Annotated in this window: 10 protein-coding genes and 1 pseudogene; 10 read left to right on the top strand and 1 reads right to left on the bottom strand. The window is 68.6% G+C overall.

The window, feature by feature from the left end:
* Nucleotides 1–22: 22 nt before the first annotated feature.
* Nucleotides 23–1,267: an ATP-binding protein gene (locus FN821_RS10805; RefSeq protein WP_131172608.1), complete on the top strand. Its 1,245-nt coding sequence runs from the start codon at nt 23–25 to the stop codon at nt 1,265–1,267.
* A gap of 19 nt (nt 1,268–1,286) precedes the next feature.
* Here FN821_RS10805 and FN821_RS10800 read toward each other — a convergent pair whose 3' ends face one another.
* Nucleotides 1,287–2,561 (bottom strand): isochorismate synthase, encoded by a 1,275-nt coding sequence (locus tag FN821_RS10800; RefSeq protein WP_241660223.1) that lies wholly within the window; start codon nt 2,559–2,561, stop codon nt 1,287–1,289.
* Nucleotides 2,562–3,140: 579 nt separating this feature from the next.
* Between FN821_RS10800 and FN821_RS10790 the strand changes: the two genes are divergently transcribed.
* From FN821_RS10790 to nuoH, 9 genes and pseudogenes are all read left to right on the top strand, one after another.
* A complete protein-coding gene (locus tag FN821_RS10790; protein ID WP_131172606.1) occupies nt 3,141–4,430 on the top strand; it encodes a geranylgeranyl reductase family protein in 1,290 nt (429 codons plus the stop codon).
* A gap of 46 nt (nt 4,431–4,476) precedes the next feature.
* Nucleotides 4,477–4,836 (top strand): NADH-quinone oxidoreductase subunit A, encoded by a 360-nt coding sequence (locus FN821_RS10785; RefSeq protein ID WP_131172605.1) that lies wholly within the window; start codon nt 4,477–4,479, stop codon nt 4,834–4,836.
* Between the two features lie 18 nt (nt 4,837–4,854).
* Nucleotides 4,855–5,409, top strand: coding sequence for an NADH-quinone oxidoreductase subunit B (locus FN821_RS10780; RefSeq protein WP_131172604.1), 555 nt, complete (start codon nt 4,855–4,857; stop codon nt 5,407–5,409).
* Nucleotides 5,406–6,185, top strand: a complete 780-nt coding sequence (locus FN821_RS10775) for an NADH-quinone oxidoreductase subunit C (protein ID WP_131172603.1) — start codon at nt 5,406–5,408, stop codon at nt 6,183–6,185. Before FN821_RS10780 ends, FN821_RS10775 begins: the two co-directional genes overlap by 4 nt.
* Nucleotides 6,182–7,525 carry an NADH-quinone oxidoreductase subunit D gene (locus FN821_RS10770; RefSeq protein WP_421958053.1) on the top strand — a complete coding sequence of 448 codons (1,344 nt, stop codon included), beginning with the start codon at nt 6,182–6,184 and terminating at the stop codon, nt 7,523–7,525. Before FN821_RS10775 ends, FN821_RS10770 begins: the two co-directional genes overlap by 4 nt.
* Complete coding sequence (gene nuoE / locus FN821_RS10765) at nt 7,522–8,241, top strand: NADH-quinone oxidoreductase subunit NuoE (RefSeq protein ID WP_131172602.1); 720 nt, start codon at nt 7,522–7,524, stop codon at nt 8,239–8,241. Before FN821_RS10770 ends, nuoE begins: the two co-directional genes overlap by 4 nt.
* Nucleotides 8,238–9,542: pseudogene (gene nuoF, locus FN821_RS10760) on the top strand (NADH-quinone oxidoreductase subunit NuoF); the annotation flags it as partial. The gene nuoE and the pseudogene nuoF, both read left to right, overlap by 4 nt.
* Nucleotides 9,543–9,751: 209 nt before the next feature.
* Entirely contained in the window at nt 9,752–12,139 is a 2,388-nt protein-coding gene (locus FN821_RS10755) for an NADH-quinone oxidoreductase subunit G (RefSeq protein ID WP_131172601.1), read from the top strand.
* Nucleotides 12,136–13,482, top strand: a complete 1,347-nt coding sequence (nuoH, locus tag FN821_RS10750; protein WP_241660222.1) for an NADH-quinone oxidoreductase subunit NuoH — start codon at nt 12,136–12,138, stop codon at nt 13,480–13,482. Before FN821_RS10755 ends, nuoH begins: the two co-directional genes overlap by 4 nt.
* The last annotated feature ends 2 nt before the right edge of the window (nt 13,483–13,484 follow it).

Genomic DNA, 13,484 nt, shown 5'->3' with positions numbered 1-13,484 from the left:
CATCCCTGCTAGTCTGAGCCGTATGCAGGAGCAGTATCCGCGGTGGATCGTTGGGCGAGTTCGCGAAGCGCTCGCCGACACTCCTGTCGTCGTCGTCCAAGGAGCCCGTCAGACCGGCAAGAGCACCCTGACGGCGGAGCTGGCGAAGGAGTCGGGCGCCACCGTCGTGACACTCGACGACCCTGAGGCGCGACTGGCCGCCGAAGCGGACCCGGAGTCCTTCATCGCAGGCTTTGGCGGTGGCCCGGTCGTCTTGGACGAGATCCAGCGTGCCCCGCAGCTGATCCTTCCGATCAAAGCCGCCGTCGACCGCGATCGGCAGCCGGGACGCTTCCTCCTCACCGGCTCCGCCGACCTCATGCGTGTCCCTGGAGCGGAGGACTCTCTCGCGGGCCGCGCAGAAACGATCCGGCTGCGTCCGCTCTCGCAGGGAGAAGTCGGACGCCGACAAGATGACTTCGTCGCCCGGTTTCTGGCAGAGCCGGACCTGTCGGGTTGGAGCAGTTCCTGGTCGAGGGAGCGCTACGTCGACGCCATCTGCGCGGGTGGCTATCCCACCGCCCTCGCCCGCAACGGAGAGCGCCGGAGGGTGTGGCTCGCTGACTACGTCGATCGGCTGATGCGCGGCGATCTCCGAGACCTCACGACAGCGAGTCCCGCTCGCCTGAGGAAGGTGCTGGCGCTGCTTGCCGGAGCCCAGACCGGTGAGTTGGTTCCGGCAAGGATCGCCCGCGACGTGGGTGTCGCCGAGGGGACCGCAAGGGGCGACGTTCAGCGGCTTTCGGATCTCTACCTGGTCGACTCGGTCCCAGGTTGGAGTCGCAGCAGGACCCGACGTGTCGTTGCGCGGGCCAAGGCGCATGTCGCAGATTCCGGGCTGGCTGCGATGCTGTCGAATCTCGAGGCGGACGATCTTCTGAGCCATCTGGGCGTCAACCACCTCGGCGGACTGCTGGAGGGTTTTGTCAGCAATGAGCTTCTGCGTCAGTCGTCGTGGAGCAGCACCCGCTTTGACCTATCGCACTATCGCGAAGCAGGCGGTGCAGAAGTTGATCTGCTCGTGGAACTGCGCGGGGGCAAGGTCTTAGGGCTGGAAGTGAAAGCCAGTTCGACAGCGCGTCCGGATCATGCGACCGGGCTCATGAGGCTCCGCGATCGACTCGGAGACGACTTTGTAGCCGGCGTGGTGCTACACCTCGGCGAGCGAGCCTGGAACATGGGCGAGCGGCTGTGGGCATTGCCTGTCGCGGCCCTGTGGGAACTCTGACGGCCGGACGGGAGCTCTCCTACGACCGACCCAGCGCCGCGCCCGGGCTCACGCCGAGAGCGCCCAGCATGGGCGCCAGCTTGGCTTCGGTCTCGGCGACCTCGGCGTCCGGACGCGAGCGCCCGACGATGCCGCAGCCCGCGTACAACGTGATGGACGCCGCGTCCTGCGCGATCTGCCCGCAGCGCAGGGCGATCGCCCATTCGCCGTCGCCGTGGGTGTCGATCCAGCCGACGGGTCCGGCGTAGCGGCCGCGGTCGAGGTGCTCATGCTCGGCGATCGCGGCGAGGGCGGCCGCGGTGGGCGTCCCGCAGACGGCCGCGGACGGGTGGAGGCGTCCGGCCAGGTGCAGTGCGGAGAACGCCCCGGCCATGACGCCCGTCACATCGGACGCCAGATGCATGACGTTGGGCAGTTGCAGCACGAACGGCGCATCGGGGACGTTCATGCCCGAGCAGAACGGACGCAGCGCGTTCGCCACGGACGCGACGGCGAACTCGTGCTCTTCCAGGTCCTTGCCGGAGCCGGACAGCGCATCGGCCAGCGCCTCGTCCTGCGACGCGTCGCTGCGGCGGATCGTCCCGGCCAGCACGCGTGACGTCGCCAGCCCGCCCTCGGCGCGGATCAGCATCTCCGGGGACGCCCCGACGAGTCCGTCCACGTGGAAGGTCCAGCAGCTGGGGTACGCGGACGCCAGCCGCTTGGCCAGCCAGCGGGCCTCGACGGGACGCTCGCCCATCGCGCGCAGCGCCCTCGCGAGGACGACCTTGGCGAGCTCGCTGTCGGGGTCGTTGATCCGCTCGACGAGGCGTCCGACCTCGCGGGCGTAGCCCGCCGCGTCCAGGCCGACCGGACGCACCTCGACGCGTCCGGGACCGTCGGAGTCCGGAGCCTTCGCAGGCAGCACGGGGGAGTGGCCATCGGCTGAGATCGCCGTCAGCCATGACTGGCCGGAGCGGCGTCCGATGATCAACTCGGGCACGATCAGAACTGAGGTGGACGCCGTGTGTCCGGCGTCGAAGGCGAACGAGCCGAAGGCGAGGGGTCCGACGCCCCAGGCGCCGGGGAGTTCGGTGGAGTGCTCGATGCGGGCCGAGAGCGCCTTCCACCATTCGGCGCCGTCGTCGAGCGAGGCGACGTCGACGCGGGCGGCGACGCCGAGGCCGACGAGGCCGTCGCCGCGGCGGATCCAGGCCACATCGGACGCCTCGGCGAGGTAGTCGAGCAAGTCGCCGGGGTCGTCGATCGCGACGGTGCAGGCGCGCAACCGGGGCAGCGCGGGATCGACGGTCACGGACGACGAGGATAGGCCCGTGCGGGCGATGGGGCACATTCGTGTTCCTGGTGGGTTCCGGCTCCGTGGCTTTGGCGATCGGGCAGCGTCGTGGCCAACTTGGTCATGTCGTCAGTGCCGAAGCGTCGGGTTTCCCCATCGCCGGCGCCTTGGGGGGCTCCCGTGTTCATCCCGCGTCGTGTGCTTTCTGCGGTGTTGGCCTTTGCTGTTGCGATCGGGATGGGTTGGTTGCAGCCCGATGCTGCGCTGGCGGCCCCATCAATGGACTGATCGAACTCCACCGCCGCATCGCCCGCGGCTACCGCAACCCCGACAACTACCGCCTACGCATGCTCCTCATCGCTGGCGGGCTGGCAGTCCCCCCACCGCAGGTGTGAAGAGCCGGGAAAGCCAGCGCAACGATCCTCACGATATGACCAAGGGCCGCCTTCCGGGCTGGACGCGAAGCTAGGAACCCCCTGAGGTTCCGCCCTGTGACGCTCGAATGGCCAACCCTGTGCGGGCTGCCTAGACTGACGCCGATCTCCCGCGCCCACAAGGCGTGGGAGCAACGAAGCCCAGACGCGAGGGGAAGTGACGATGACCAACGGTGGTCCAAGCCACTCCTGGAATCTCGTCGTCGACTCCGACGTCATCGTCGTCGGCGCCGGCCCGGCCGGTTCCACGACCGCCCGCTACCTGGCCACCCGCGGCCTGAACGTCAGCCTCCTCGATAAGGCCGAGTTCCCCCGCGACAAGGTGTGCGGCGACGGACTCACCCCCCGTTGCACCCGCGCCCTGATCCGGATGGGCATCGACGTCTCCACCGAGGCCGGCTGGATTCATAACCAGGGCCTCCGCGTCTACGGCGGACGCGTCGAGCCGTTCGTCTTCCCGTGGCCCGAGCTCGAGACCTTCCCGACCTTCGGTCTCGCCCGGCGCCGTACCGAGTTCGACCACCTCCTCGCCGACCACGCGGTCGCCGGCGGCGCGCACCTCTATACGGGCGCGAACGTCACCGAACCCGTCCTCAGCGGCAACCGCATCGTCGGCGTCCGAACCAAAGACGGACGCCTCTTCAACGCCCCCGTCGTCGTCGCCGCAGACGGCAACTCGTCCCGGCTCGCCCTCGCGATGGGGCGCGAGAAGCGCCAGGACCGCCCGATGGGCGTCGCCGTCCGCACCTACGTCGCCTCGCCCCGGCACGACACCGACTACATGGAGTCGTGGCTTCAGCTCTGGGACGGCACCCCCGGCAAGTCCAACCTGCTGCCCGGCTACGGCTGGGCGTTCCCGCTCGGCGACGGCACGATGAACGTCGGTCTGGGGACGGTCGCCCCCAACGCCGCCGCTCTCGGCAAGACCGACTACCGCGCGATGCTCGAAACCTGGCTCAAGGGTGCCCCGGACGAGTGGGGCATCTCCTGGGACGGCGTCCAAGAGCCCATCAAGGGCGCCGCGCTGCCCATGAGCTTCAACCGCCAGCCCGCCTACGCCGACGGACTCCTCTTGGTCGGCGACTCCGGCGGCATGATCAGCCCGTTCAACGGCGAGGGCATCGCCTACGCGCTCGAGGCCGGCGAACTCGCCGCGGACGCCATCGCTGAGGCCCACTACCGCGGCCACGGCACGTCCAGCGCCGAGCGCGCCCTGCAGGGCTACCAGAACCGGGTGAAGGCCGAACTCGGCGGCTACTTCCGCCTCGGGAACACCTTCGTCAAGCTCATCAACAACCCCCAGATCATGAACTTGTGCACCACGTATGGCCTGCCGCGGCCAACGTTGATGCGTTTCGTCCATAAGCTGCTCGCACACCTGTATGACACGCGCGATGGTGATTGGATGGACAAGGTGATCACCGCCGCCACCAAGGTGGTGCCCTCGGCATGACTCGCAAGCACGGTTTGAACGGTTTCCAGAAGGGACGGGCCGCCCGATGAGCCCCTACATTCCGATCCTCGGCGTCCTGTTCTTCGCCGCCGCCTTGCTGGGGGTGATGGTCCTGGCGTCGCTGGTCATCGGTCCGCGCCGCTACAACAAGACCAAGTACTCAAGCTACGAGTGCGGCATCGACCCCACCCCTCAGCCGGTCGGTGGCGGACGCTTCCCGGTGAAGTTCTACATCACGGCCATGTTGTTCATCGTCTTCGACATCGAGATGGTGTTCCTCTACCCGTGGGCGGTCAGCTTCGACAGGCTCGGCCTCTTTGCGCTGGTCGAGATGCTGCTGTTCGTCGTCACCGTCTTCATCGCTTACATCTACGTCTTCCGCCGCGGCGGACTCGACTGGGAATGATCAGGAAGGGCTGAACACATGGGACTGGAAGACAAGGTTCCCGAGGGCGTCCTGCTGACGACCGTCGAGGCGGTGGCCGGCTGGATGCGCCAGGCCTCGTTCTGGCCTGCCACCTTCGGCCTGGCCTGCTGCGCCATCGAGATGATGGCCTTCGGGACGCCGCGCTTTGACGCCGGCCGCTGGGGCCAGGAGGTCTTCCGCGCCTCGCCGCGTCAGGCCGACCTGATGATCATCTCCGGACGCGTCAGCCAGAAGATGGCCCCCGTCATGCGCACGGTCTACGACCAGATGCCCAACCCGAAGTGGGTCATGGCGATGGGCGTCTGCGCCAGCTCCGGCGGTATGTTCAACAACTACGCGATCGTCCAGGGCGGCGACCACATCGTCCCGGTCGACATCTACGTTCCCGGCTGCCCGCCGCGTCCGGACATGCTCATCGACGGCATGTTCAAGCTGCGCAAGATCGTCGCCGCCGACCCGATGGGTGCCCACCGCGCCAAGCTCCTCGAAGAGGCCGAGCAGGCCGCGCTGATCGCCCCGTCCACGCTTGAGATGAAGGGCCTCATGCGATGACAGAGAAGAAGATCGCGGACGCCGCCGCGCAGGTCCCCCCGGCCGTGCCGCAGGCCCCGAACCCCGTTCCCGCCGCGCCGAGCGCGGAGAACCCCGATCCGGCCCTGCCGGAGCAGGCCGACGGTCAGCCGCAGCGTGACGCCCAGCCCGTCCCGACCCGCGGCGGCATGTGGACCGACGGCGTCCCGGATGTTTCTGGCTACGGACGCCTCACCACCGAGGTTGCCCAGCCGGCCGGCCAGCCGATCCCCGAGGGCTCCTGGATGGTGGCCGCGGCCGAGCGCCTCAACACGCTCGTCCCGGGCAGCATCAGCAAGGCCGTCTGGGACCGCGGCGAGCTCACCTGGTTCGTCCCCCGGGAGCGGCTCATCGACGTGGTCAAGGCGCTGCGCGACGACGCCCAGTTGCGCTTCGAGTTCTGCGCGTCGGTGTCCGGCGTCCATTACCCGAGCGACGCCGGTGCCGAACTGCACGTCGTCTACCACCTGCAGTCGTTCACGCATAACCGTCGCCTCCGCATCGAGACGACATGTCCGGACGCCGACGCGCACGTCCCGTCCGTGGTCGCGACGTACCCGGCCGCCGACTGGCACGAGCGCGAGGCCTGGGACATGTTCGGCATCATCTTCGACGGCCACCCGGCGCTGACCCGCATCCTCATGCCGGACGACTGGGTCGGGCACCCGCAGCGCAAGGACTACCCCCTCGGGGGCATCCCGATCGAGTACAAGGGCGCGGTCGTGCCGCCCCCGGACGAGCGGAGGAACTACCGGTGACCGCTTCCACCCAAGACCTGTACGCCGGCCCCGGCGAGTCGCCGGCCGATCGCGTCTACACCGCCATGGGCGGCGACTGGGACGACATCGCACGCGAGCAGGCCGAGCGCGCCGACGAGACCCTCGTCATCAACATGGGCCCGCAGCACCCGTCCACGCACGGCGTCCTGCGCCTGATCCTGGAGTGCGACGGCGAGACCGTCCGCTCGATCCGTCCGGGCATCGGCTTCCTGCACACCGGCATCGAGAAGAACATGGAGTACCGCACCTGGGCACAGGGCTCCACGTTCGTCACCCGCATGGACTACGTGGCCCCGATCTTCAACGAGGTCGCCTACTGCCTCGCGGTCGAGCGGCTGCTGGGCATCGAGGACAAGATCCCGCAGCGCGCCACCGAGATCCGCGTCCTGATGATGGAGCTGAACCGCATCGCGTCCCACCTGGTGTGCATCGGCACCGGCGGCATGGAGATCGGCGCCCTCACCGTCATGACGATCGGCTTCCGTGAGCGCGAGGTCATCCTTGACTTCTTCGAGGCCGTCACCGGCCTGCGCATGAACCACGCCTACGTGCGGCCCGGCGGCGTCCAAAACGACCTGCCGGAAAACGGGCTGGCGCAGCTGGCCGAGGTCATCACGTGGCTCGAGGGCCACCTGGGCGAGTACGCCGACTTCTGCAACGAGAACCCGATCTTCAAGCGCCGCATGATGGGCGTCGGCATCCAAGACCTGACGGCTTGCATGGCCCTTGGCGTCACCGGACCCGTCCTGCGCTCGACCGGGTACGGCTGGGACCTGCGCAAGACCCAGCCCTACTGCGGCTACGAGACCTACGACTTCGACGTCCCGGTCTGGGACTCCTCCGACGCCTACGGACGGTTCCGCGTCCGACTGCAGGAGATGTGGGAGAGCCTCAAGATCGTCAAGCAGGTCGCCGAGCGCCTCGAGGCGAGCGCCGGCCAGCCGGTCATGTACACCGACCCGAAGATCGGCTCCCCGGCCGATCTCGCCGTCGGTCCGGACGGCCAGGGCAACTCCAACGAGCACGTGAAGCACATCATGGGCCAGTCGATGGAGGCGCTGATCCACCACTTCAAGGTGGTCACCGAGGGCTTCCGCGTCCCGGCGGGTCAGGCCTACGTGCCGATCGAGTCGCCCAAGGGCGAGATCGCCTGTCACGTCGTCTCCGACGGCGGCACGCGTCCGTACCGGGCCCACATGCGTGACCCAGGGTTCAACCATCTGCAGTCCGTTCCGATCCAGTGTGAAGGCGGCATGATCTCCGACGTCGTCGTGGCTGTCGGGTCCTTGGACCCGGTTATGGGAGGTGTCGACCGGTGAGCGGTCACGAGTTCGAGTCCTATTTCCCCGAGTCGGGCGGCGTCGACTACGCCGACACCTCGACGAACATCGACGAGTTGACGATCGGTGAGTTGCGCGAGCTGGCGTCCCGGTACCCGCAGGCGCGGTCGGCGCTGCTGCCGATGCTGCACCTGGTGCAGAGCGTTGACGGACGCATCTCGCCGAAGGGCATCGAGGTCTGCGCCGACATCTTGGGCATCTCGACCGCCCAGGTCTCCGGCGTCGCGACCTTCTACACGATGTACCACCGGCGTCCGGCCGGAAAGCACCACATCGGGGTCTGCACGACGGCGCTGTGCGCCGTCATGGGCGGCGACATCCTGCTCGACGAGGTCGGCAAGAAGCTCGGCATCAACGAGGGCGAGACCACGCCGGACGGCATGTTCTCCCTCGAGCGCGTCGAGTGCAACGCCGCCTGCGACTTCGCTCCGATCATGATGGTCAACTGGGAGTTCATGGACAACATGACCCCGGCGAAGGCGTCCGACATTCTCGACAAGCTGGCCGCCGGACGCGAGGTCCGGTCCACGCGCGGCGCGACGATCACGAGCCTGGCCGAGGCCGAGCGCGTCCTGGCGGGCTTCGACGACGGACGCGCCGACGAGGGCCCGGCCGCCGGTCCGGCGTCCCTGGTGGGCCTGCAGATCGCCCAGGATCAGAAGTGGTCCGCTCCGAAGCCGGAGGCGACGAAATGACCGACACCCTCACGCCCGTCCTGACCGCCAACTGGGGCGACAAGGCGCCGTGGAAGATCGCCGAATACGAGAAGCAGGGTGGCTACGACGCCCTGCGCAAGGCGCTGACGATGACCCAGGACGAGGTCATGAACGCCGTCAAGGACTCCGGCCTTCGCGGACGCGGCGGCGCCGGCTTCCCGACGGGCATGAAGTGGAGCTTCGTTCCGCAGTCGAACCCCAACCCGAAGTACCTCGTCGTCAACGGTGACGAGTCGGAGCCGGGCACCTGCAAGGACATCCCGCTCATGATGGCCACGCCGCACACGCTGGTCGAGGGCGTCATCATCGCGAGCTACGCCATCCGCGCGCATCACGCCTTCATCTACATCCGCGGCGAGGTGCTGCACGTGCATCGCCGCATGCAACAGGCCGTTCGGGACGCCTACGCCAAGGGCTACCTGGGCAAGAACATCCTGGGCTCGGGCTACGACCTGGACGTCGTCGTCCACGCCGGCGCCGGCGCTTACATCTGCGGCGAAGAGACCGCGTTGTTGGATTCGTTGGAGGGGCGCCGCGGCCAGCCGCGCCTGCGTCCGCCGTTCCCGGCCGTCGCCGGCCTGTACGCCTCGCCGACGGTCGTCAACAACGTCGAGTCGATCGCGTCCGTGCCGAGCATCATCGCCAACGGGCCGGCCTGGTTCGCGTCCATGGGCACCGAGAAGTCCAAGGGCTACGGCATCTACTCGCTGTCGGGCCACGTGACCAACCCGGGTCAGTACGAGGCGCCGCTGGGCATCACGCTGCGCGAGCTGATCAAGCTGGCCGGCGGCATGCGCAACGGCCACGAGCTGAAGTTCTTCACCCCGGGCGGTAGCTCGACGCAGATCCTGACCAAGGAACACCTGGATCTGCCCCTCGACTTCGACTCGGTCGCTGCGGCCGGCTCGCTGCTGGGCACGCGGGCGCTGCAGATCTTCGACGAGACGACCTCGGTCGTCCGGACGACCCTGCGCTGGATCGAGTTCTACAAGCACGAGTCCTGCGGCAAGTGCACCCCCTGCCGCGAGGGCAACTGGTGGCTCGTCCAGATGTTGAAGAAGTTCGAGGCCGGGCACGCGTCCGAAGGCGACCTGGACAAGATGCTCGACGTGGCGTCCAACATCGGCGGACGGTCCTTCTGCGCCCTGGCCGACGGCGCCGTCGCCTGCCTGCAGAGCGCGGTGAAGGAGTTCCGCTCCGAGTTCGAGGCCGGCACGCACACCCCCGCCTGGGAGCTGTTCCCGTACGAGAAGTCGGCGCTGTTCGCGGCGTCCGAGCGCACCGCCGTTGCGGCCAGTCACACCTCGCTGTCGACCTCCGAGGCGGGCGAGGGAGCCGAGGAGGACGCCAAGGTGACGGCACCCCCGCCGCTGCTGAACGCCCGGGACGCCGATGAGGTCGTCGTCGCCGAGGCCGAGGCCGCCGGTGACATCCCGACGCAGTTGAACGAGGTCTTCGAGCCGAAGACCAACGACGAAGGAGGCCGGGCATGAGCGTGGACGCCAAGCCCGCTGCGGCTGTCGAGAAGTCGGACCTGGTCTCGGTCTTCATCGACGGCACCGAGGTCAAGGTGCCCAAGGGCACCATGGCGATTCGGGCCGCCGAGCTGATCGGGATCGCGATCCCGCGGTTCTGCGATCATCCGCTGCTCGACCCCATGGGCGCCTGCCGCCAGTGCCTCGTCGAGGTTCCGGACGCCGGAAACGGCCGCGGCTTCCCGAAGCCGCAGGCGTCCTGCACGCTCGAGGTGGCCCCGGGTATGAAGATCGACACCCAGCTCACGTCGCCGGTCGCGGCGAAGGCACAGCAGGGCATGATCGAGCTGCTGCTCATCAACCACCCGCTCGACTGCCCCATCTGCGATAAGGGCGGCGAGTGCCCGCTGCAGAACCAGGCCATGGCGAACGGGCCGGGCGAGTCCCGCTACGGCGGCGTGAAGCGCACCTTCCCGAAGCCCGTCTCGATCAGCTCCCAGATCCTGCTGGACCGCGAGCGTTGCGTGCTCTGCGCTCGCTGCACCCGCTTCTCCGAGCAGATCGCCGGCGACCCGTTCATCGCGCTCGTCGAGCGTGGCGCGCTGCAGCAGGTCGGCATCTACGAGGAGCACCCGTACGACTCGTACTTCTCGGGCAACGTCGTCCAGATCTGCCCGGTGGGTGCGCTCACCAGCGCCGACTACCGCTTCCAGAGCCGTCCGTTCGACCTGGTCAGCACGGTCACGACGTGCGAGCACTGCGCGTCCGGCTGCCAGCTGCGCACCGACCAGCGGCACTTCCAGGTCAAGCGTCGCCTCGCGGGTGACCTCCCCGAGGTCAACGAGGAGTGGAACTGCGACCGCGGACGCTTCGCGTTCCTGTACGGCCGCGGCGACGACCGCATCACGACGCCCCTAGTCCGCGAGGACGGGGTCCTGCGCGCGGCGTCCTGGCCGGAGGCCATCGACGTGGCCGTCGCCGGCCTGAAGGCCGCCGGTTCGGCCGTCGGTGTCCTGCCCGGCGGACGCCTCACCCTCGAAAACGCCTACGGCTACGCCAAGTTCGCGCGCACCGTGCTCGGCACCAACAACATCGACCACCGCTCGCGTCCGGGCTCGGCCGAGGAGCTCGCGTTCCTGGCGTCCGAGGTCGCGGGTGGTACGTCGGTGTCCTACGCCGACCTCGAAGCCGCGAAGAAGGTCGTGCTGGTCTGCTTCGAGCCCGAGGAAGAGAGCCCGATCGTCTTCCTGCGCCTGCGCAAGGCCATGCGGAAGAAGGGCCTCAAGGTTGTCGCCCTGGCGCCCTACCTGACGAACGGCAACGCCAAGCTGTCCGCCGAGCTGGTCGGGGTCGCCCCCGGCGGCGAGGCCGCGGCGCTGGCGTCCCTCGAGACGGATGCCGACACCGTGATCCTGGTGGGGGAGCGGGCGGCGACGTCGCCCGGCACCCTGGCTGCCTGCACCGGGCTGGCGAAGGCCTCCGGCGCCAAGCTCGCCTGGATCCCGCGTCGCGCCGGCGAGGTCGGCGCCATCCAGGCCGGCTGCCTGCCGACCGTCCTGCCCGGCGGCCGCACGTTGGACGCCGGCGCGCGCGTCGACCTTCAGGCCGCCTGGGGCGTCGGCTCCCTGCCCGAAAAGCCCGGCCTGGACGCCGACGGCATCATCGCCGGGCTCGCGTCCGGCTCGCTCAAGGCCGCGATCGTGGGCGGCGTGCAGCCGACCGATTTCGCGGACGCCGAGGCCGTCCGATCCGCGCTGGAAGGCGCACCGTTCGTCATCAGCCTGGAGACGCGGGTCAGCGAGGTCACCGAGCGCGCCGACGTGGTGTTCCCCGTCGTGCTCGTCGAGAGCCAAGCCGGCACCTACGTCAACTGGGAGGGTCGCCGCGGCCGCGTGAACCGCGTCATCCGCGACAACCGGGTCGCCATGACCGATCTGCGGGTGCTTGCGGCGCTCGCGGACGCCATGGGCCGCGACCTCGGCGTCCGGCAGACGGGGCAGGCGCTGGCCGAGCTCGACGAGCTCGGCGCCTGGACGGATCGTCCGACCGCGAAGTACCCGGCCGCCAAGGCCCCGGCGAAGGCCTCCGGACTGGTCCTCGCCAGCTGGCGTCAGCTGATCGACGGGTCTGCGTCCAACGCCGGCTCGGACGCGCTGCTGGCCACGGCCCACGCACCGGTCGTCCGGCTCAGCCCGGCGTCCGCGGCGAAGGTCGAGGCGGCCAACGGTGACCCGGTCGTCCTGTCGGCCGGAGGCAAGCACGTCACGCTGCCGTTGGTCATCGAGCCGACCATGGTCGACGGTGTCGCCTGGCTGCCCGGCAACTACTTCACCGGATCGATCGGCGAACTGGCCGTGAGCCCCGGTGCCTCCGTCACCGTGACCCGAGGAGGTGTCAAGTGATCGCGCTCGACACGAAGATCTTCTTCAACGATCCGTGGTGGATCGTCGCCATCAAGTGCATCGGCGTCGTCGTCCTGCTGCTGACCTGGACGATCGTCAACGTCTGGTACGAGCGCCGCCTGGTCGGCAAGATGCAGCACCGCCTCGGCCCGATCATGAACGGTCCGTTCGGTCTGGGTCAGGCGCTCGCCGACGGCATGAAGCTCCTGGTCAAGGAGGACTTCGCGCCCGGCATGGTCGACCGCGTCCTGTACACGATCGCCCCGCTCATCGTCGGCGTGTGCGCCTTCACGGCCTGGTCGGTCATCCCGCTCGGTGGCGAGGTGAACATGTTCGGCGTCATGACGCGCCTGCAGGTCACCGACCTCCCGGTCGGCACGCTGGTGATCTTGGCGATGTCGTCGGTCGCGGTCTACGGCTTCGTGCTCGCCGGCTGGTCGTCCAACTCGCCGTACTCGCTGCTCGGCGCCCTGCGGTCGTCGGCCCAGATGATCTCGTACGAGATCTCGATGGGCCTGAGCTTCGTCGCCGTCTTCCTCTACGCCGGGACGATGGCAACGTCCGACATCGTCGATTTGCAGGCGCAGCCGTTCCTCGGCTTCGCCGGCTTCCAGGGCATCGGCATCCAGAACTGGTACTGGCTGGTGCTGTTCCCGTCGTTCGTGGTCTACGTGATCTCGATGGTCGGCGAGACCAACCGCGCACCCTTCGACCTGCCTGAGTGCGAGTCGGAGCTGGTGTCGGGTCACCTGACCGAGTACTCCGGCTTCCGCTACGCGGTGTTCTTCCTGGCCGAGTACATCAACATGGCGACCGTGTCGGCCGTGTGCGCGACGCTGTTCTTGGGCGGCTACCACTCGCCGATCCTGCCGGGCGTGCTGGACGCCGGCTACCTCGGCATCATCTGGTTCATCCTCAAGGTGCAGTTGCTGATCTCGTTCTTCGTGTGGCTACGTGGCACCCTGCCCCGCCTGCGCTACGACCAGTTCATGGATCTCGGCTGGAAGGTGATGATCCCGTTCAGCCTCGTCTGGCTCATGGCCATCGCGACGGTCAAGGGGCTGCGCAACGCCAACCTGTTGACGCTGCCTGTGCTGCTGATCGGCTTCGCGGTGCTGGCATTGGCCGCGCTCGCGTGGATGTATCTGGGCGGCAAGCCCGAGCCCGTCGCCGAGCCCCTCCCTGAGGTCTTCGATGCCTTCGCCGGCGGCTACCCGGTGCCCCCCATGCCCGGGCAGACGCTGCCAGAACTCGCCGACGTCGTCGCCGGGTCCAGCGAGCCCGATCTCGAGCCCGAGCTGATCGAGGACGCCGTCGGCGCGGCGTCCGGACGGGAGAACTGACC

Source organism: Propioniciclava tarda, assembly GCF_900182665.1.
GTDB classification, from domain to species: domain Bacteria; phylum Actinomycetota; class Actinomycetes; order Propionibacteriales; family Propionibacteriaceae; genus Propioniciclava; species Propioniciclava tarda.
The sequence above is the reverse complement of the archived record's forward strand: the minus strand, read 5'-3'. Positions and strand labels throughout refer to the sequence as shown.